Genomic DNA, 20,343 nt, shown 5'->3' on the forward strand with positions numbered 1-20,343 from the left:
CCCCGCCATGAGTTCCAAGCTGCTGCGCCGCTCCCTGTTGCTGCCCGCGATGATCGTCGCGGCGCTCCACGTCTATATCGGGGTGCGCCTGCTCCCGCCCCTGCCCGGTCCGCTGGTGGTCCACACGGTGGGCGTGCTCTGGCTCATGGCGTCGAGCCTGCTGATTCCGTCCGCGTTGATGGCCCGGCGCCTGTCCACGGGCTGGGCGGATCGACTGAGCTGGATCGGCATGCTGGCGATGGGCTTCTTCTCGTCGCTGCTGATCCTGACCGTCGCCCGCGACATCTTCCTGCTCGTAGCCACCCTGACCGGCTGGCAGCCTGCCCGCCTCGCTGCCAACAGCGCAGCGGCAGTGTGGGGACTGGCGCTGGCAGTCTCGGCCATCGGTTTCTTCAACGCGCGGGGGCTGGCGCGGGTGGTGAAGGTGGATGTGCCGATCGCTAACCTGCCCGAGGCATTCCAGGGTTTCACCATCGCGCAGATCAGCGATATCCACGTGGGGCCGACGATCAAGCGCCCCTATCTCGATCGCATCGTCGATCGCGTGAACGGCCTCAAACCCGACGCCATCGCCGTGACGGGCGATCTTGTGGACGGTTCGGTTCGCGAGCTATCGGCCCACACCGCACCCTTCGCGCGACTGGAAGCGCGGCATGGCGCCTATGTGGTCACAGGCAATCACGAGTACTACTCTGGCGCGGAGCCGTGGATCGCCGAACTGCGGCGCCTGGGCCTGACGGTGCTGATGAACGAGCATGTGGTGGTCACGCGCGGGCAGGCGTCGCTGGTGCTGGGTGGCGTGACCGATTTCACGGCGGGCGGCTTTATCGAAAGCCATCGCAGCGATCCTGTTCGTGCGCTGCAGGGTGCGCCAGCCGATGCGTCCGCACGCGTGTTGTTCGCCCATCAGCCGCGCTCGGCCCCCGCTGCTGCAGCGGCAGGTTTCGATCTGCAGCTATCGGGACACACGCATGGCGGCCAGTTCTGGCCATGGAACCTGTTCGTGCCAATGCAGCAGCCCTATGTGCATGGGCTGAACCGGCATGAAAGAATGTGGATCTATGTGAGCCGCGGAACGGGCTACTGGGGTCCGCCGAAGAGGTTCGGGGCACCGTCGGAGATTACGCTGGTGAGGTTGGTGCGCGGGTAATTCTTTGATTTACTGCCGGGGTGCTCCCCTCTGATGGTGTTCTCCCCTCTCCCGCGAGCGGGAGAGGGGAGCAAAACAAAAGCGCAAGAACCAATCAACGCATGATCGGCTTGTACCGGATCCGCTTCGGCTTCGCAGCTTCTTCACCCAGGCGCTTCTTCTTGTCCGCTTCGTATTCCTGGTAATTGCCCGGGAAGAACTCCACGTGCGAATCGCCTTCGAAGGCCAGGATGTGCGTAGCGATACGATCCAGGAACCAGCGATCGTGGGAGATCACCATGACGCAGCCGGCGAACTCCAGCAGTGCGTCTTCCAGCGCGCGCAGCGTTTCCACGTCGAGGTCGTTCGACGGTTCGTCCAGCAGCAGCACGTTGCCGCCTTCGATCAGCGTCTTGGCCATATGCAGGCGACCGCGTTCACCGCCTGACAGCGAGCCCACGGTTTTCTGCTGGTCGCCGCCCTTGAAGTTGAAGCGGCCGATGTAGGCGCGCGACGGCGTTTCGTAGCGGCCCACGGTCAGCACATCGGAGCCGCCCGAGATTTCCTCGAACACGGTCTTCGTGCCATCCAGCGCATCGCGGCTCTGGTCCACGAATGCCATCTTCACCGTAGGGCCGACCTTGATCTCGCCGCTATCCGGCTGTTCCTTGCCGGTGAGCATCTTGAAGAACGTCGATTTACCGGCGCCGTTCGGCCCGATGATGCCGACGATGGCGCCCGGCGGCACCTTGAAGCTGAGATTGTCGATCAGCAGTCGATCGCCAAAGCTCTTGCTGACGTTCTCGAATTCGATCACTTCATTGCCCAGACGCTCGCCCACAGGGATGAAGATTTCCTGGGTTTCGTTGCGCTTCTGGTATTCCTGGCTGTTCAGTTCGTCAAAGCGCGCGAGACGCGCCTTCGACTTGGCCTGACGGCCCTTCGGATTCTGGCGCACCCACTCCAGTTCCTTGTTCAACGCCTTCTGGCGGGCCGACTCGCTCGACTCTTCCTGCTTCAGCCGGTTTTCCTTCTGCTCCAGCCACGAGCTGTAGTTGCCCTTCCACGGAATGCCATGGCCGCGATCCAGTTCGAGAATCCACTCGGCGGCGTTATCGAGGAAGTAGCGATCGTGGGTCACGGCCACCACGGTGCCCGGGAAGCGCGTCAGGAACTGTTCGAGCCAGTCCACGGACTCGGCGTCCAGGTGGTTGGTCGGTTCGTCGAGCAGCAGCATGTCGGGGCGCGACAGAAGCAGGCGGCACAGTGCCACACGGCGCTTTTCACCACCGGACAGGTTGCCGATCTTGGCGTCCCACGGCGGCAGGCGCAGCGCATCGGCGGCGATGTCGAGCTGCAGCTCGGCGTTGTTGCCATCGCTGGCAGCCAGGATGGCTTCGTACTTGGCCTGCTCGGCGGCCAGCGCGTCGAAGTCGGCGTCCGGCTCGGCGTAGGCCGCATAAATTTCGTCGAGCTTCTTGCGCGCTTCGAACACGCCGCCCAGCCCGGCTTCCACCGATTCACGAACGGTCTGCTCGGGATCGAGCTGCGGCTCCTGCGACAGATAGCCGATGTTCAGGTTCGGCATCGGCGTAGCTTCGCCCTCGATTTCCTTGTCGAGGCCGGCCATGATCTTCAGCAGCGTGGACTTGCCCGAGCCGTTCAGGCCCAGCACGCCGATCTTGGCGCCGGGGAAGAAGGACAGCGAGATGTCCTTGAGAATGTGACGCTTGGGCGGAACGATCTTGCCCACGCGGTTCATGGTGAAAACGTACTGTGCCATGGGAGCGGGTTCGGTTGAGTGCTGTGGAATGCGGAGGAAGGCGGCTGCGCTGGGCGCACCGCGAGGGAATGGCGGGAGTGTAGCAAACGGATGGCAGGACTCAATGCCATCCCCGCATCACCCACGTGGCACCCACGCATTGATCCGGCACGGCCGGTACAATACCGGGTTCTTTGGAGCGCCTTCACGGTGCTTCCATCACCCCCGAATTTCTCCGATATCTTCCGAATTGCGATGAGCAAACCCGCCCTGACCCTGAAGTTCAAGTGCAAGAAGTGCACGAAACCCGTCACGCTGTATCTGCAAAAGACCTCGGCCTGCTCGCACATCATGCCGTACCAAGGCATCTGCAAGTGCGGCGAACTGATGCGCCACGCCACCGGCGACAAGGACGCCGTCGCGTCGTTCGTCAACTCGACGGACAACAGCTGGATGCACCAGCACCATCACCACCACTGATTGACGATTGGCGATGACCGAAGGCTGGCGGCCGGGCGTGAAAGACCCGATGCGATTCCTGGGCGGCTATCCGCCCAACGTGCTCGACCAGGTGCGCGCTGCCCTCGCAGCCGGCACGCTGGGCGACCACATCGCACGCCGCTATCCCGAGCGCCACATCATCCAGACGGATCGCGCGCTCTACGAATACACCGCCGAACTCAAGCAGGAATACCTGCGCAGCGCGCCGCCGCTGCACAAGGTGGGCTACGACGCGCGGCTCGACACCGCACAACACGCGCTCGGCCTGCACACAGCCATCTCGCGCGTACAGGGTGGCAAGCTCAAGGCAAAAAAGGAAATCCGCGTGGCGTCGCTATTCAAGGACGCACCCGCCGATTTCCTGCGCATGATCGTCGTGCACGAACTCGCCCATTTGAAAGAGAGCGACCACGACAAGGCGTTCTATCGGCTGTGCGAACACATGGAACCGCGTTATCACCAGTTGGAGTTTGATACGCGGGTGTATCTGGCGTGGCGGGAAGTGGAAAAGACGCGAGGGGCTCGCTGAACCCCTTGTTTGCTCCCCTCTCCCGCAAGGCGGGAGAGGGGCAGGGGGAGAGGGCTCAGCGGTTCAAATTGCGATCAGTCGCAATACAAGCCTTTGCCCTCTCCCCCACCCCTCTCCCACTATCGCGGGAGAGGGGAGCGCATAACGACTGATCGCGCTGCGAAAATCAATCGCAGCTATACCGATACTTGTCATTCAACGCCAACGGCAGCACCAACGTCCGCAGGTTCAACGCCTTGGCCTTCGCGCATAGCGTCTTGCGCGTGGTGGCGTCCTTCCACTTCGTCTGATACTCCACGTTGAACACAGGCTTGCCCTGTACGGTGAACGCCGAGTAACCCGCGCATTCGTTGTACCTGAAGCACGACTCGTTCACCGCGAAATCGAACGACGAAGCCAGATCACCCAACTGGTCCACACTGTTCTTCAATCCCACGGCCAGTCCGCGCGCATGCGCTTCGGTTGCCAGGAAGCGGTTGTAGTCGAGCTGCGTGGCTGCTGTCAGCGGCAAGCCCGGCTTATTGGTGTAGCCGTCGACATTGTCGGGATCGACCCCATCGCAGCCCTTCGCCCTGGCGAGGTCCATGCGCGCTTTCATGATCGTACGCACGTTGGCCGATCGCGTGTCGAGCCAACGTTCGCCCGCCCAGCCATCGAGTGCATTACCCATATCGGCGGCCTTGAACTTCGAGAAATCCGGGCGCCAGTTTTCGCTGCTGCCTGCCGAGAAGTAGCAGACCACGCGTTTGCCCTGCGCCTTCAGGTTATCGATGGTGGCCTGCGGCGTATCGAACAGGTCGATGTCGAACACTGCCGCGTTGTAGCTCGTATTGATCGTGCCCTGCAACTGCAGTTGCCACGTATCGGTCAGCGATGGAATCCACCGCGCCGGTGTCACCGCGCTCGACGTTGCGGTAGGTGACAACGTTGTTGCCTCCGACACGCGCACCACCGAATTGCCATCGTCGTCACCACCGCCACCGCATGCGGCCACTGTCCCGACGATCGCCGCCATTGCCACGCGCGCAAGCCCCCGGCCTGCTTTCCTGCGTTCCATAGATTGACCTCTCCAGTTGTACCCAACAGAAAAAAAATCGGCCGGATTGTTAGTCCCCCGCGTGGCCGGCCACCGGCGCGGGGATGCCCTTTTCAGGAAGGGTCAGTACGGTGTGGCACCGATTATGCGCGAGACAAGCGTCGATGACTGGACAACTCACCGCCCTGTCGTCACGCCACAGGACTGTCATCGAACTCCGCCACCCTTACGGGACTTGTCCGCTTAGAAGTTATCGGTTGAGGATTCTGGAGATTGAAGGGGGATGCCGAAGTCGGCCCAAGCCAGATCGAAGATCGCCGATTGTGCAGTCATTGTGTAACGAAAAAGACATATCGCTTCCCTAGTATCTGCGGCTGTCCCTGAACCGGCGCGCGTCACGCAACGCGCGCCTTCCCGCAAAAGACTGGAGGAACGATCATGTCGTACATCACCGACAAGCTGCGCGCGCCGCGCCGCGAAGCAGAAGGCAACAAGTCAGTGCCGGGCCAAACGCTCGAAGAACTGGTGGCCGCCAACCCGGCCCGTCGCCGCGTACTGCGCGGCAGTCTCGGCATGTCGCTGCTGTCCGCCTTCGGCGGCGGCACGCTCCTCGCCGCATGCGGTGGCGACGACGACAACACCGCCGCACCGGCGCCCGCCCCTGCACCGGCTCCGGCCCCTGCGCCAACGCCCGGCCAGCAACCGCTCGACTACAGCGTCAACTTCAAGGGCCTGGACTCGAAGATCACGGCCAACAAGGTGACCGTAGCCGAGAACTACGAGACCTACACGATATTCTCGGCAGGCGACCCGGTCGCTCCGGGCGCAGCCGGTTACAAGGGGGCGTTCCAGACGTCGATGGAAACGGAGCAGCAGGCCGGCGGCAATCACGACGGCATGCACTTCTATGAAATCCCCGGCGTCGATCCGCAAAAGGGCGGCCTGCTCGTGATGAACCACGAAGCACCGGATGCCGCCATCCTGATGTCCGGCTCATACGACCCCGCCACCGCCACGCCCGAGCAGAAACGCATCGTGCTGTCGTCGGTAGGCGTGTCCGTCATCGAGATCGAACTCGTGGCCGGCAAGTGGGAAGTCAAGCGCAACTCGCTCTACAACAAGCGCTACTCCGGCAACACGTCTTACCGCGTGTCCGGCCCGGCCGCAGCCGCCGTGGGCCCCGTGGTCATCGGCACGCTCAACAACTGCTCCAGCGGCCATACGCCGTGGGGCACGTACCTGACGTGCGAGGAAACCACCGACAACTACCTCGACCCGACGCACGCCGACGAAGGCTACGGCTGGGTGGTCGAGATCGACCCGCTCCAGCAGATCAGCGGCCTGCCCGTGAAGCGCACCGCCATGGGCCGCTTCGACCACGAGAACACCGCGTTCATGACCACCGCAGACAATCGCGTGGCGTTCTACATGGGCGACGACGGCACGCCTGGCTGCATCTACAAATTCATCCCGAGCGCCGCGTTCGACGCCACCAATCGCCTGAACAACGCCAGCCTGCTCGACAACGGCACGCTCTACGCGGCCAAGTTCAATGCCGACGGCACCGGCGACTGGATCGAACTGACCCAGGGCAAGAACGGCCTCACCGCCGGCGCCTCGGACCCGGGCAACTGGACCCAGGCCGCCCCGGGCGTGGTAGTGCCGGTCAACGTCGACTTCAACACCCAGTCAGACGTCCTGATCAACACCAAGGCCGCCGCCCGCGTGGCAGGCGCCACGCTGATGGATCGCCCCGAGTGGATCACGGTGGGCCTCGACAAGACCATCTACTGCACGCTGACCAACAACGGCAGCCGCGTGCAAATCGACGCAGCCAACCCGCGCAACAACAACTCGCACGGCCACATCATCCGCTGGCGCGAAGACGGCGACTCCCCGCTCGCCACCAAGTTCAAGTGGGAAATCCTGCTACTCGCCGGCGACCCCTCGCTTGCGACGTCCAATCTGCATGGCAACATGAAGGGCGCCACCTTCAGCAGCCCCGACGGCATCCGCGTCGACCCGAAGGGCCGCCTCTGGGTACAAACCGACGCCGGCACCGGCACGTCCATCACAAACACCTTCGGTGCGAACTCGATGCACTACGTCGATCAGGTAACGAAGGAAGTGCGACGCCTGCTGGTCGGACCTCAAGGGTGCGAAATCACCGGCCTGGCCTATACGCCGGACCTGACGACATTCTTCGTGAACATCCAGCATCCGACGGGGACTGGGGTGGCCGGTGGGAACTGGCCGGACGCGAACCTGCCGTCGAGGTCTTCGACGGTGGTGGTGCGGCACAAGGATGGGAAGCCGGTGGGAGGGTGATATCCACGAGGGAAGAAGTAAAAAAGCCACGCTTTCGCGTGGCTTTTTTACTGGAAACTGGTGCGGCTGCAGCACCCACAATGAAGCAAAAAACACAATAAAATCAATAGAGAATCACCAAAACACGCGCCTGCATACCAACAAATGTACCAACATCAATGACCTGACCGCATCCAGACCCAAGATAGTCATTCGTACTGGATCGTACGTAGGCATTTTGGAGCAGAACAACTCCATCTCGAGCCTCCTTCGCTTAGCGAGCTCTCCGGCTCGCCCAGCCCAGCACATCAAATTTGGCTTCCTGATCCACAACGACCGCTCGTTCACTCAACAGTCAGCTTGGAAATAGGTCTCGCACGCGAGCAAACGGAGAGCCCGTTTCAGCGGCTCTCCTTACTTTTCGGTCGAGGACGTGATTGAGCGGAATCTCCCGATGCATCGTATCGTGCAGATCGAGGCCATCCATGCAGATCACCCGCTTGCCTCGGCCGAAAGCAGCGAGCCCGTCCTCGGTGAAGCCGCTATTGCTGACGAAGAGACCGCGCGTCCAAGCCGCTTTCTGTTCGAGCTTGCCGTGGAACGTGTGCAGGTCGGCGACCCCAATTTGATCGCCCTGCCACTTGGCTTCGAGCAAGTAGGTCTCATTCGAGAGCTGAAAGCTACCATCTATCTGCTCGCCCCGCAGGCGAAACGGCTCGCGGGCTTCCAATTCATAGACGTTGAAAATCTCGCGGAGCAGTTTTTCAAAGGCATAGCCTCGCGCTTGAGGAGCGAGCTGGTGGAGCGCGAGTAGCTCAGCCTTGAGCTGAACGAGCCGTGGACGATCGAATGCCGGCGCAGGCGCCTGGCCGGCAGGCTTGACCGCCTCGGGCTTGCCTTCCAACCGATTGATCAACGCCAACAGCCGCCCTTCGGCGTTCTCCACGGTGTCCGGCTGTTGATCGCGAACGCGCACGGCCTCACGATATTCCCATAGCGCCTTGAGCGTACGGACGACGGTGGGAATATCGACCGTTTGCAGAAAGCAGCGAAGCCGCTTGCCTTTTGACCTGCCGTTCACCGCATACGCGGGATCGTCGATATCGCAGTTGAGTTCTTCGGCGAAAAACTGGGAAAAGGTCCTGTCGGAGAAATTGAGGACATACCCGCTGCCCATGCCAAGCAGGTCTTCCAAGAAAAGCATATCGATGGAACGAACGTTTGGCATCCCCTAACTCCCCCACCTTTCCTTGTATTCGCCACGCTTCCCTGCTAGACGACCTCGACCCATCCGACCAAATCGGCCTCGTAAGCTTGGCCAGGCTTGACCAGTCCCCTGTGAACCAAATCCCGATGCAACATAGGCTCTATAACTGTCGCGAGCCTATCCAAAGCCTGTTCGCGTCTCAAAGCTGGCGCGGATGGCTCGGCGTCGAACAATTGATCGGCAAATTTCTCCATGGACGGCGAACGCTTGCCCTCTGCATCCACCGCCAGCGGTATGATGAGCGAGCGCTGGCGGTGCTTCTCGTCGGTGGCGACTACATGCCAAAGCGACAGCACGCCAAGGCGTCCTCCCGAGCCTGTCACCGACAAGCCCAAGTCCTCAGCCGCCGTCGCCCTAAGGGCACCAAGATAGCCAGCGATCAGCGGATGATCGAGGCCCAGCAAGGATAGATGCTCGTCGGCCAAGGCCCGGTCGCGGTCAGACACGAAGCTGGCTTCGACCGTGGCTCCATCGGCGCCCACCACTTGCCACGCGCCGGGACCGGCTGGCACGAACTTCTTGCCATCTGATTCGACGGCCGATTGGATGAATCGCTCCAACGCTCCCATGCCTGCCGACGTGTCCGACAGCGGCTTGTATTCGTCGATGTTGAAGCCGCCGAGGTCTTGAAACAATTCAAAGACCACAGCTTGCGCCTGGCTCGCGTTGGTCATCGCGGCCTCCAACTCGACGCGCGTGCGTTTGAGCTCTGGATCGCCAAGCGCCTCTGCGTAGAGCTTCTCGTAGCTCAGGCGCTCGGAGAGCTGGCCCAAGATTTGGGAGCGCAGGTCCTCGGCGACCTCGCCGCGCTCATCGACCTTGCCCAGCGTCTTGGCGATCTCGGTGAGTTTTTCATCTAGCAGCAGGAAAATCTTGCCCTCGATCGTGTCAGACAACACCAGGTTATAGACCTGGGCGGTATGCTTTTGGCCGTAGCGGTGGATACGCCCGATGCGCTGCTCCATGTCCATCGGGTTCCACGGCAGATCGAAATTGAACAGCACGCGGGCGTGCTGCATGTTGAGCCCCTCGCGGCCTGCTGCGGTGCAGATCATCACGCGTGGCCCATCTGCCTGCTTGAAGCGCTTTTCGGCCGCCGATTTGCTACCATGGTCGCCGCCTTTTAGGACCACCACGCCTTGGCCCGGATACTCGCGCTCGATCATCTGGCCCAGCATCTCGACGCTGCCTAGATAGGTGGCAAAGATCACCACGCGCTCGCCCGCGTCTTGTCGCCAGAGCGCTCCCAATGCCAACAACAGCTTTTTGACCTTGGTCTCGGGCTCCTCGGGGAGTCTGCGCAGCAAGTCCTTGATGCGCAGTCGCTCCTCCGGCAAAGCGAGAGCGACCGAGGCCACTGCCGAATCCTCGGTCGCCGCCAACGCGACCTCGTCGGACACGCTGGAGGCCATGTCCATGGCCTCCTCGTCGAGCTTCTTCAAAATCCTGCGTTGGATGTCGCCAAGAGCCTGATCGACCTCGATATCGGCTAGGCGGTCATGCCCAAGACGCAGCTCCGAGCGGATCAAGTCCTTGGCCTCACGCAAGGATTCGTCGCGGCGATCGATGTCGCGGCTTTCGTCGTGCATCAACGCCTCGTGGACCGTCAATGCGATGAGCCGGCGGCGCAGCGTGCGCGCCACCGCCGCGAAGCTCGACGCGGCGATCTTCTGGAAGATCGTCATCACGAAGCCTAGGGCCATCCCCTTGTTGCCCTGCCTCTTGGCCAGCGCAAAGCCGTCCTGCAAATATTCATTGAGCCCGGCGTAGAAGAGACGTTCGCGGTCGTTCATCAAGAACGATTCGGTGTGGACCCAGCGCCTGGCGAACAACGCCGTGCCATCGGGCTTGCACGCGTCGGCCTTGGTCCGGCGCACCACGACCGAATTGAGGCGGTGGCGCTCACGCACCATCTCCTCGGGAGCGTTGAACAAGGTGGAATCCAAAAGCTGGATCAGCATCCAGAATCGGAAGTGGTCGCCCTGGTGAGGCGTTGCCGACAGCAAAAGCATGTCGCGGCTGTGGTCACGCAAGGACTCCGCGAGCCTGTAGTTCTCGGTCTTTTTGACCTTGCCGCCGGACTTGAACGCCGTCAGGTGATGGGCTTCGTCGAACACCACCAAGTCCCACTTTGGCGCCTCTTCGAGCTTCTTCACCCGAGCCTTGCGCTTCAAAGTGTCAATGCTGGCGATGAGGCGGTCATGCTTTGCAAACGCGTTGGACTTGCGGTCAGTCACGTCTCCCTCGGAGCCGAACACTTCGAAATTGAGGTTAAATACCTCGTTGAGCTCGCGGTGCCAGTTGTTGACCAGACCTGCGGGGACCACCATCAAGGCGCGTTTGAGCTCGCCACGGCTGGCCAACTCGCGCAGGATAAGAGCGGTCTCGATGGTCTTGCCCAGTCCCACTTCGTCGGCCACCAGAAAGCGACGCGGCGACGTGGTGGTCACGCGGTGGGTGAGGACGACTTGGTGGGGAAGCAGGTCGATCTTGGCCGAAGTGAGCGACGCGGCGCTCTCCATCAACGGCAAGACGTGGGCTTGCCACGCAAGCCAGGCCTCGCGCGCCCGGTCGCGGCCTTGGCCGACGCTAGCGACGACGCGCTGCGCCTTGCCAAACGCAGGCAGGAGCGAATCGACGGCGACTTGGCGCTCGCCGCCTTGGAAGAACACGCGCGCATAGCCATCGGAGGCCGCCGATACAACGACCCCCTCGCCAAATTGGACGTGTCTTACGCGCTGGCCAGGTTGGATAATTTGCGCCGAAACGCCCACCAATGTCGACATCAGGAAATCCGCTGGAGGTAGTAACCAGCGAAGCGGGCGGCGCCGTCGACTTTCGTCCGAATCTCTTGGCTGTTGGGCTCGGAGCCGTTCCAAAGGCAGCGACCGATCGGAATTTCGCGCTTGCCATGGGCCGCGCTGCATTTCCAGTAGGCCGCTTGCTCCGCCTGGCGATACTCAAAGCGCCGAGCATCGGCGAACCAGAAAATCAAAGCCGCCTGGCTGCCTCCAAAGGCCACCTCCCGCTGAAACGAGGAGATCATTGGATAGATATGGGCTTCAAGCCATGCGACGGCGGCGTCTGGGTCGAGCGGATCAAGGCTGCCTTCGAGGCCGGCGACCACCAGCGCGCGGTCCTTCACCAACAGCGCATCCACATCCTTCCAACCTGAAGCTCCAAGCATGCAGAATTGCCGCAGGCTGACGGCCTCCTCCGGTTTGCAAAACGACGCGAGCCTAGGCACATCCCACAGGATGCTGTGGCCTTGGCGCTTCCATGTGTCGATTTCCATCGGCGCGTTCTTCATGCCGCCTCCCCGAACATGTCAAATTGCTCTTGCGCCGCTCTGACCTTCGCCTTGTTCTCGCCAAGCCATCTGGCGTAGAGCTGTTTGGCTATGCGGGCGGCGGCTTGGATCTCGCTGGACCCGCCACGGTTCGCCATCCAATCGAGCAAGTCAGGCACGGCCGGATGTGGATCGAAATTGGGGTTGTTGAGCGTTTCATCGACCCGCAAGCCACTGTCCTTGAAGCAAGCACCGACCAGGAACAGCGTCTGGTCCAAATCGCGCGACATTCCCTTGCGATGCTTTCCGCGCCAGCCCTTGGCAAATTCAAGCGGGTCGCACAGGCGATAGACCTTCTTCTCCTCCGAGCACCAGCCGTACGCCTCAAAGAGCGATGGCGCAGTGCCAGTGCCGCGCAAATACTTGACCATGTCGTTGCGGTCCACCGCCACCGACTTGTCGTAGATGCGCAGAAACTGCCGAGTATGGACTTCGGCAAGCACGGGCGGAGCGACGCCAGCGTCATCGCGCTCGTCGTCCAGCAGTTGATGGATGCCGGCGAGCGCTTCGAGCAGCGTGAATTCGCGGCCCTTCTCGACATACACATGGCCGTAGTGGCGCGAGTAGTATTCCAGCGCCTTGCCGCGACGGATCACCTCCAAGTCGGCCCGAGGCAAACCACTGGCCTGGTGCTGCTCCAACAGGCCTTTGAGGTCGCGCACGTCGTCGACGATCTTGCGACGCAGCTTGGCCCAACTGATCGGTGTTGGGTCGTCCACGCGCTTGCGGCAGACATGAATGATGTCGTATTCGATGGTCTTTGACCCAAACTCGCCGTCGCCCTTGGTCTCGTCGCTGCGGATCGGATAGGTGGCTTCCAGATAGAATCCCGCATCGAAAAGACTCTTCAAGACACCCACCCACGGCTCATCCTCACTGTGATGGAAGGTGAACGACAATATGCCGCCTGGCTTCAAGATTCGATGGCACTCCGCCCAACATGCCGTCAACAACCGCTCATAAAACGCATCGGGATCGTCCGGGTGTCTTGCCCGGTTAGACACCGCCTCCAAAGTCTTCGGAGTGTATTCACCCGTAAAGATTTCGGGGTATTTATCCTTCAATGCAAGGCGAAGCCACACATAAAAGAAATCCGATAGCTCAGAGTAGTGCAACAAGCCACCAAACGGCGGATCGGTGATGACCAGGTCATGCGATCCACTCTGAATGAAATTCAGGTCGGTGGACGATCCGCAATGAATGCTGGCGTTCGGGAGTACCACATCGCCCGGAAAAACCTTCTCGCTTTTTCCGGACAGGGCCTTGGCCAGCGCCCTATCCTTGGTTTCGATTTCAGCGTTGGCTAACGTGTCCCAAGGGTCTTTGCACCAATCAGCGCCTTCAAGAACTCCTTCTACACAAGAAGCCCAGTTCCCCCGCCCAAGACGCGGAAAAACACAGTTCTCAATGACGGTCGATTTCGGGTGGTAGTTGTTATTTGAGAAGTGAGGTTCAGGTGTATCCCGCTGCGCATTCCAAAAGCAGAACATGTTCTGATTTCTCAGATACTGTTGGAAGCCACCCAGCATACTTTCTCTGACCTCCCAGGTTGCGGCACCCGACGTTAGCAAGGACTTCAACAACGACGCATGGACCAAAAGTTGACGCGAATTGAACATGGTCCACCAATGCGTGAATCCATGATTCGGAACCCCGCCTTGAAGATGGTGGGTCATAAATCCATACGGCAGCTCGCTAATGGGCCAATATCCAGACAAATCGGCGTCTTTGCGCGAATTCCACTCCTCGTTGGCCTTGTCGATCTCTTCGATCTTAGGAAGCTCGAAATATCGCCCACCGTAAGGACGTCCGGCAGTGTCGCATTCTGGACAATAGCACTGCTGCGCATACGCAGCCATCGGCCCGGTTTTCCCCGTCGCCTTGATGCTATCAAGAACATCATTCTCACGACCACATGTAGGCTCTTGGCAAGTGAACGTCGATTTCTTCGGAATGGTCCCAGCGGAAGGGTCAAATGACACTCCCGTTTCTGGGCAAGTCACCGTGTCAGGGAGAACTCCTCGCACCTCTAAAAACTTGAGTGTCGAGGCGCGAACTTCGTTCCATCTGCGCGTGGACTCCAGATCGTCCGTGACGCTCCCACCATACGGTCGCCCTTGATTGTCTTTTCCGGGCGCGCCCTTCAACCAATCCGGGTGGACTAAAAGCGTAAGCGCAATTTTTTCATTCTTGCCCTTGCCAAGATTGATCGAATTACCATCGATCTTGGCCTTGAGGTCTTGATGCTGCTTGCCGCAGTGCGGGCACGCAAAGCGGCCGTCCGCATCCATTACCGCGTAAGGCTGCTCGCTTGGCGCAACGAAGAGGGGAGCGCCAGGAGCCATGCGTGCCTCGTCACGCTCAATGCGGAATGTCTGCCCACATGAGCATTCGAAGCCGCTCCATGTCTTGATGGATATTTCCTTGACCGACACAACGGCGGAAGACATGATCGGCGTCCGATGGCCGCAATCATTAGCCTCGCATGGGCCATGCTTCGACCAAAAGGTGTAAATCACCTCTGGACCTTCATACCTGTATTTCTTCTTCTGCTCTATTGTCAGCGCCAGCGGATTGAACTCGTCGCCCATCACTTGGCCTGTCGCCTTCTCGATCCACTTTGACTTGTGCCCACGCGGACAGGTGGTCGCGTAGTAAGGCATGATTTGCGACTTCACCTCATCTTCGATGGCCGCCAACAAATCTTCGAGCTCTTTTCTTTTAACCTGGGCGAGCTCATTTTTGACCACTAGCCACGCTACTGGATTCAGATCGTTGCCAACCATTTGCATGCCAAGCCGAGCGCCTTCGACTATGGTCGTTCCGCCGCCCATGAAAATCTCCGCGACCTTCACGTCCTTGAACGAACCTCGCTTCTGATGGTTGGCATAGTAGGAATCCCACACCGTCTTGGCGGCATGCTGCTCGTCATCGGGGGCCTTAGTCGCGGCTGCGATCAACATCGACCGGAATACGCTCGAACGACGACGCGCCCACCACTTCGACATTTGATAGATCGGCTTGCCGGAATTGCCCTCCAAAGCCGCAACTTGGTTGATCGGCAAAATCGGAAAGTCGACCTCCAGACATGTCTTGGGCCGATTGGGGTCCGAGAAATCGACCGTTCCGAGCGCGACGGCTTTACCTGCGCCAACCAGAGCCGCGACCTGTTCGCTGAGCAGCTCCGCCTTATTTTTCTTCGTAATAGCCATGTATTCTCTCAGAGCGCCCGCGAGAGCTCGATGAATGGCACCGCGACTTCCAACAATGAGATGCCGCCGTGAGATAGATTTTTGCGTCCACCCTGGACGCTCCATGCCCTGCGACCCAAAGCAAAGCGATAGTCGCCGCGAGCCGTCGTCAATGGAAGATCAACAGGCGGAAGCCAATGAGACTGCGCTTTGTCAGCGCTCGACGCGAAACGCTCGGCCCCGAAGGTCTTTTGGAAATATTCCTTCTGCTCTTGGTCGAGGACATCGCTAAACTGGCCGGAGGCCGCGTATCCATGATCGGCAGTGATGATGAGACGGCGACCCGTGGCTAGTCGTTCGACGAAGGTCCAAAAGTCATCGCCAGTCAAAACAGTCTTCGCATCCTCCGCAAGCTGCCGCAACCCAGGCCCCGGGCCGGAAAGATCATGCATAAGGCTGTCGGGCCAGTCATGCCACACAAACAAATCAGGATGGTTAGGCAACGTGTTGGCGCATTCGAGCCACGGCTGGGTAAACAGAGCCGTGGCCGCGCCCGCCAGCTTCAACGAGCCGACTTGGCCTGACGTCAATAGAGAGCGCTGCGACATGCCGAGCTCTTTTGCAAAACTGGTGGTGTCACTGGGGAGCGCCGATCCGGTAGCCCGTCCACCATGGACTTTAAAGCCGCGCTTTGCAGCCTCCTGCAAAATCCAAGGCGCCTCGCGCAAGGACAACGCATCCAGAACTAGGACAGCCTTCGAGCCAGGGGACGCGGACCAAAAATCCTGCAAGGCCTTAGAGGTCTTCGGCGCGCAGGCCTCAAAGTGAGGCCACAGGTCCCAGGCGGCGCTCGAGAGCACCAAGTCGAGGCCTTCGATGTCCTTATCACGGCGCACCATTTCGGAGGCGACATCGCCGCTGACGGGCTGCGACATACGTTCCCACACATCGGAAAAGACGTCGGTCCATACGACGCTTGGCTCCTGGACAAGCAGCGATTGCAACGATTGGGCGGTCATAGCCATCAGAATTCCTCCTTGTCCGCATCGAGCCCATACGAGAGGCCATCGGGCAGATTGCGGATCAACTGCTGCAACTGTGCGCCGGTGAGCTTCTCGACTTTGATCGATACGTTGCGCACGGTCGTCGCCGGTCCCACATGCCAGGTGTCCACGACCCGGCTGAGCAGATTGAGTCCCGAAGTAGGAGCGCTTTCAAGTTTGGTGGTGATCGGCGCGTGAGTTCCGGCGCCACCGCCTGCTGACGGCGGATCGCCGAACGGATTTTGGGGTGGCGCGTCGCCCGGAATGCCTGGGACTGGCGCGATGCCAGGCAAACCGCCGATGCCTCCCGCAGGCGGAACGCTGGGCGTCTGGCCAGAACTCGAGGGGGCCGAGCCAGGCTTGGAAAGCGTGGTGTCTTCGAGCTGTTTGCCAGTGACGTTGAAGTCGCGCTTCATGCGCCGAAGAGCGACATCGCTAGGTTCACCGGGAACCACCTGCAGGCTCTTGAGCCCGCGGGCATGGATAGTGATCTGGCCAGCGGCGCAAACGGCCAACACCGAGTCTTTCGCCTCGGCCTCACCTAACCAAGGAATGCAGTCGAGACCACCGCCCCGCGGCTCGCGAAGCTCGGCCAACAGCTTGGCCATCGACATGTTCTTCTCGGCGAAGCCGACCACGAGCTCATCGAAATCCTCATCGACGAACAAGTTCTGCTTGATCTTTTCTTGGATGGCCGCCGGGATCTTGTCGCCCTTGGTTCCGTGAGGCTCGACGCTGAACACGCACTTGGACGAGTCCTCATGGTTCCAGACCGACAGGATGGCGAAACGATCGAACCGCTCGGCGATACGCATCTTCAACGCGCCAAGAAACTCGGTGGACAGCGCCTTGTAGGCAGGTTCGTCCTTGGCCCATCCCTTGGCGAGGCTCGCGGCCCTGGCCGCCAAGATCAGCTCTTTATCCTGGTAGATGGCTGACGCGCCGTCGCTGCCCTTCTTGGGCAACAGAAAACGCACCGTGTTGCGATTAGAGCCTAAGAATTTTTTGAGCCACGCGCCCAGCGCCGCATTGAGCTCGGCCGGATAAGCCGGCAGGACAATCAACGGGATCTTGTTGTCCCACACGTTCGGGCGCAGCGACTCTTCTACCTCATCCCACGGCGAGTTGTTCCATTCGCGCTTTAGCACAATAGTCCGATACATCCCGCTGATCTGCGCGTCGCCGCCGATAGCGTGGCGAATCTCGCTGGCGAGGAAATCGACGTCCTCGCCGTTTTGGAACAGCTTGTCGTTTCTGGCGTGAGCCATCAACCGAGTGCGGGCGTTCTCCTCGAGCTTGAACACAAGGCGCGAGCCGGTCTTGTGGATGTTGTAGCTGTTGCTCTCGATCGAGGCGAGCTCGGCTTGGAAAGCGTTGTCGTCGAGCCTCGCACCACGCGTGACATCGATTTGCAGCGTCTCGGGATCGGCGCCGACGCGCTGATTGTCCAGCGATAATGAGCGCAGCCACAGCGACGTGAGAATCTCGCGTAAGTGCGGAACACCGGTCAGATCGCCGCCCAAGGCCTCCTGGACTGCAGTAAGGTTACGCAGCGCGCGGTCGCGAAGCTGCTTGTGATGGTCGATGCCGACGTTGTCGATCAGAGCCGCCGCGCTGCCACGGTCATCGCCAGACAGCTCGAAGTCGGCCGGCGTGATCACCGGAATCGTGTCGCCCGCTGTCTTGAACAGTTCGACCAAGATCCGGACCAAATCACGCGTGCCTTGTGCCTTGATGGCGAAAATGACCTCGTCGTCCAGTAATTGAAGCAGCTCTGGCGAGAACGGCCAGGCCTCGACGAAGCGCGCCCGATGCTTATCGACTTCGCTCGCGGGGCGCTGACCCAGGCGGATGAACTCGGACAGATGAGGCTCGATCAGCGGGACAATCTGGGCCTCGGAGATGTTGATGCGGTTCTCAAAAATCCGATACAGCAACAAACGACGACGGTCGTGCTGGGCCTGCTCGCCCTTGAAATCGACGCGCACGGGATTGACGCGAAAGAGCTGCTGGGCAGCGTTGGAGCTGCCTTCGCGGACCGACACCACGAGCGTCAAGAGCTCGGGGTTGTTCTCCGCGATCTCCGACAAGAGCTGGATGAAATTGAAGGCCCACACTTGGCGGGGCTCCTGGGCGTCGCTGAGGCCGTCGAACCAGGTTTGGAACTCGTCGAGCAGCAACGCGCAGGGCTTGCTTTTGAACATCGCAACCAGGATGTCCTTGCCTGGAACCTCGGTCTTTTGACCTGCCCAGACGCCACGGGCATATTCGCCGTTGGGATGGCGCGCGAACAGCAAATCCCATAGGTAGGCGAAGCGCCGATCGTGCAGCGGCTCGGCGATGACATGGCGCGCGCTGTGAAGCCCAAGCTGTGCGAGCTCAGGACGGCCCAGCTTATCGGACCAGTCTTTGAGCCAAGCCTCGCCCGCCTCGGGGTCGCGCAGCAAATGACAGAGAGCTGCCATCAGGTGGGACTTGCCTTGGCCCTTGTCACCGATGAGGACCACCGCTCGATTCGAGCCAGGGGCCGCCGCCTTAATCGTCTTGATCAGATCGACGGACGGATATGTGATGCGCAAGAAATCTTGGGCGGCCATGTCCAACGCGCCGGTCTTGGCGTCGTTGGTGAAGTCGATGGTCGTCCCTCTGAGCCTGACTCCCTTAAACTCATCGCGCAGTTGCAATCCAAGCATGTTCTACCTTTATGGGTCTTCTATGTTCTGTGTTCTGCCGGTACTCAGATGTAGTAGCGGAACGGCAATGGCGGCAGCTCGTTTTTTCGAGGCGCCGCCGTGAGTATTTCCCCGACCGAGTCGGCAAAGCGAAGCGTCACGGGAACCCCGTCCCCGTAGATGCACCCGTTATAATTCAGCTTGGTCAGCGCCAAGACATCAGCCATAACTTGCTGGATGTCGGCCTCGCCCTTGCTGATCTCGATCGACAAAGGGTTGGGCACCTCGCGTCCCGCATAGGTTTGCAGGCGCGGCACGAACCCCTTGGTCCACAAGTAGGCCTTCCACGGCGACTTCACCCAACCGAGTCCTCTCGGAACGTTCATGGTGCCGTGCCGGTAGAGCTTCATGCCGGAGTCCTCGCGGATTCGCACGCACACGACATTGGTCTCCTCGGGCACCGTCTCCTTGAAGCCAGCCCACTCCTCGTCGGAGAAGCGAGTCTTGCCGTGGATGAAAAGCTCTTTGGGCGGCTCGCCGCTATGGCTTTTCCGATAGGCGTCCACTACCAGTGACATGAGGGCCTTGGCCTTCTCCTTGGGGAGGTGGAATTCATGGTCCGTCGCCGTGATCCAGGGACCGACTGCTCCGCGGAACACCACCCCGTCGCCCGAATCGAGGAACATCTGCGCGCCGCAGCACGCGTTGCCCGGCTCAGCCGACGACAAATCCTTCTTGAAGACAATGCCGACGTAACACACGCCTGGTCGTGACGCACCAAGCTGCCAAGGCTTACCACCCGCCTTGAAGTAGCAAGTGGTCGCGAGATTCCACGCCAGCGTCGCAGGGTCTTGCAGACCGCGCAGCGGCATCCCGTTTTCTTTACGGAACTCATCGGGAGTCAGTGTAGTTTCGCGGACCACTTGGACGGCCGCCTTGTGTTCCAACAGACGCGCCTTGAGTTGATTATGGAAGTCCAGTTCGTAGAGGTAGATCTCAGCCGATCTGTTGTCGTCGTCGAAGAGACCAGGTTCTCGAAGAAGTCGGGTGGCCGCTGTCTTGTTCATCAGAATGCCTGAGCTTTCACGCTGGGATTTTTCGACGATAGACTGCGGACGGCAGTATTTGTGGACATCTTCTGGCACTACTGCCATCCACAAATCGACCGGCGACTCACTGCTCTCGCGCAAGTGATCAGCGATCGCATCGGAATACAGCGACACGGCTTTGTGGATAGCTTGGTGGCGATCCGAGATGCGAATTGCCCTAGCAAGTTCATCCGGGTCGATTTCTAACCAGACCTCCGGCTTTGAGGGCCATTCGACGCCAAACAGAGCCTGGAAGCCCGGAAACAAGGTATGGTTTGGGTCGTCCGGTCGCGCGGGAGCGATCGGCTTGGACATCTTGTCCACGCACTTCGAATAGCGAGCCAGGCCGTCAGCGGTAGAAACGACGCCAATACGAAGCTTCCCGGCGCCCTTGCCTCCATCCATTGGGCCATACAAAAGCAGGCCGTCCTTAGGATGCGCCATGCGCTGCTCATAGCCGAACAAGAGC

The 20,343-nt window shown here is 60.4% G+C and carries 13 protein-coding genes; 4 read left to right on the plus strand and 9 right to left on the minus strand.

Going from position 1 to position 20,343, the window contains the following annotated elements; all coding sequences use genetic code 11:
• Positions 1-7 precede the first annotated feature (7 nt).
• On the plus strand, positions 8-1,150 hold the full coding sequence (locus tag GA566_RS14115) for a metallophosphoesterase (protein ID WP_137925328.1): 1,143 nt from the start codon (positions 8-10) through the stop codon (positions 1,148-1,150).
• 94 nt (positions 1,151-1,244) lie between these two features.
• Here GA566_RS14115 and ettA read toward each other — a convergent pair whose 3' ends face one another.
• Entirely contained in the window at positions 1,245-2,912 is a 1,668-nt protein-coding gene (ettA, locus tag GA566_RS14120) for an energy-dependent translational throttle protein EttA (protein WP_137925327.1), read from the minus strand.
• A 234-nt stretch (positions 2,913-3,146) separates the two neighbouring features.
• On the opposite strand from ettA, the gene GA566_RS14125 reads away from it, so the two are divergent.
• Complete coding sequence (locus tag GA566_RS14125; protein ID WP_137925326.1) at positions 3,147-3,371, plus strand: hypothetical protein; 225 nt, start codon at positions 3,147-3,149, stop codon at positions 3,369-3,371.
• Between the two features lie 49 nt (positions 3,372-3,420).
• Complete coding sequence (locus tag GA566_RS14130; protein WP_160473309.1) at positions 3,421-3,921, plus strand: M48 family metallopeptidase; 501 nt, start codon at positions 3,421-3,423, stop codon at positions 3,919-3,921.
• Positions 3,922-4,087: 166 nt separating this feature from the next.
• On the opposite strand, the gene GA566_RS14135 is transcribed toward GA566_RS14130, so the two are convergent.
• Entirely contained in the window at positions 4,088-4,978 is an 891-nt protein-coding gene (locus tag GA566_RS14135) for an endo alpha-1,4 polygalactosaminidase (protein ID WP_160473028.1), read from the minus strand.
• A 417-nt stretch (positions 4,979-5,395) separates the two neighbouring features.
• Between GA566_RS14135 and GA566_RS14140 the strand changes: the two genes are divergently transcribed.
• Positions 5,396-7,285, plus strand: coding sequence for a PhoX family phosphatase (locus tag GA566_RS14140; RefSeq protein WP_160473029.1), 1,890 nt, complete (start codon positions 5,396-5,398; stop codon positions 7,283-7,285).
• A gap of 334 nt (positions 7,286-7,619) precedes the next feature.
• Here the strand turns inward: GA566_RS14140 and GA566_RS14145 are convergent, their stop codons facing one another.
• From GA566_RS14145 to GA566_RS14175, 7 genes are read right to left on the minus strand one after another with little or no spacing between them, the layout of a single operon-like run.
• Entirely contained in the window at positions 7,620-8,492 is an 873-nt protein-coding gene (locus tag GA566_RS14145) for a restriction endonuclease (RefSeq protein ID WP_237380182.1), read from the minus strand.
• Between the two features lie 44 nt (positions 8,493-8,536).
• Positions 8,537-11,317: a DEAD/DEAH box helicase gene (locus GA566_RS14150; protein WP_160473030.1), complete on the minus strand. Its 2,781-nt coding sequence runs from the start codon at positions 11,315-11,317 to the stop codon at positions 8,537-8,539.
• On the minus strand, positions 11,317-11,841 hold the full coding sequence (locus GA566_RS14155) for a hypothetical protein (protein ID WP_160473031.1): 525 nt from the start codon (positions 11,839-11,841) through the stop codon (positions 11,317-11,319). The genes GA566_RS14150 and GA566_RS14155 overlap by 1 nt, the downstream gene beginning before the upstream one ends.
• On the minus strand, positions 11,838-15,092 hold the full coding sequence (locus GA566_RS14160; RefSeq protein WP_160473032.1) for a DUF1156 domain-containing protein: 3,255 nt from the start codon (positions 15,090-15,092) through the stop codon (positions 11,838-11,840). The genes GA566_RS14155 and GA566_RS14160 overlap by 4 nt, the downstream gene beginning before the upstream one ends.
• A gap of 8 nt (positions 15,093-15,100) precedes the next feature.
• Positions 15,101-16,096, minus strand: a complete 996-nt coding sequence (locus tag GA566_RS14165; protein ID WP_160473033.1) for an alkaline phosphatase — start codon at positions 16,094-16,096, stop codon at positions 15,101-15,103.
• Entirely contained in the window at positions 16,096-18,807 is a 2,712-nt protein-coding gene (locus GA566_RS14170) for a DUF499 domain-containing protein (RefSeq protein ID WP_160473034.1), read from the minus strand. Before GA566_RS14170 ends, GA566_RS14165 begins: the two co-directional genes overlap by 1 nt.
• Before the next feature lie 44 nt (positions 18,808-18,851).
• The gene (locus GA566_RS14175) at positions 18,852-20,339 is read right to left on the minus strand and encodes a hypothetical protein (protein ID WP_237380184.1); all 1,488 of its coding nucleotides are present in this window, start codon (positions 20,337-20,339) and stop codon (positions 18,852-18,854) included.
• Positions 20,340-20,343: the final 4 nt, after the last annotated feature.

Source organism: Cupriavidus sp. SW-Y-13, assembly GCF_009793345.1.
Classification (GTDB): domain Bacteria; phylum Pseudomonadota; class Gammaproteobacteria; order Burkholderiales; family Burkholderiaceae; genus Cupriavidus.

Bases quoted from the DNA above. Each gene is read 5' to 3' on its own strand.
- GA566_RS14150 (WP_160473030.1), bottom strand. From the start codon at position 11,317: ATGTCGACATTGGTGGGCGTTTCGGCGCAAATTATCCAACCTGGCCAG.
- GA566_RS14170 (WP_160473034.1), bottom strand. From the start codon at position 18,807: ATGCTTGGATTGCAACTGCGCGATGAGTTTAAGGGAGTCAGGCTCAGA.
- GA566_RS14155 (WP_160473031.1), bottom strand. From the start codon at position 11,841: ATGAAGAACGCGCCGATGGAAATCGACACATGGAAGCGCCAAGGCCAC.
- GA566_RS14165 (WP_160473033.1), bottom strand. From the start codon at position 16,096: ATGGCTATGACCGCCCAATCGTTGCAATCGCTGCTTGTCCAGGAGCCA.
- ettA (WP_137925327.1), bottom strand. From the start codon at position 2,912: ATGGCACAGTACGTTTTCACCATGAACCGCGTGGGCAAGATCGTTCCG.
- GA566_RS14160 (WP_160473032.1), bottom strand. From the start codon at position 15,092: ATGGCTATTACGAAGAAAAATAAGGCGGAGCTGCTCAGCGAACAGGTC.
- GA566_RS14115 (WP_137925328.1), top strand. From the start codon at position 8: ATGAGTTCCAAGCTGCTGCGCCGCTCCCTGTTGCTGCCCGCGATGATC.
- GA566_RS14130 (WP_160473309.1), top strand. From the start codon at position 3,421: ATGCGATTCCTGGGCGGCTATCCGCCCAACGTGCTCGACCAGGTGCGC.
- GA566_RS14135 (WP_160473028.1), bottom strand. From the start codon at position 4,978: ATGGAACGCAGGAAAGCAGGCCGGGGGCTTGCGCGCGTGGCAATGGCG.
- GA566_RS14125 (WP_137925326.1), top strand. From the start codon at position 3,147: ATGAGCAAACCCGCCCTGACCCTGAAGTTCAAGTGCAAGAAGTGCACG.
- GA566_RS14145 (WP_237380182.1), bottom strand. From the start codon at position 8,492: ATGCCAAACGTTCGTTCCATCGATATGCTTTTCTTGGAAGACCTGCTT.
- GA566_RS14140 (WP_160473029.1), top strand. From the start codon at position 5,396: ATGTCGTACATCACCGACAAGCTGCGCGCGCCGCGCCGCGAAGCAGAA.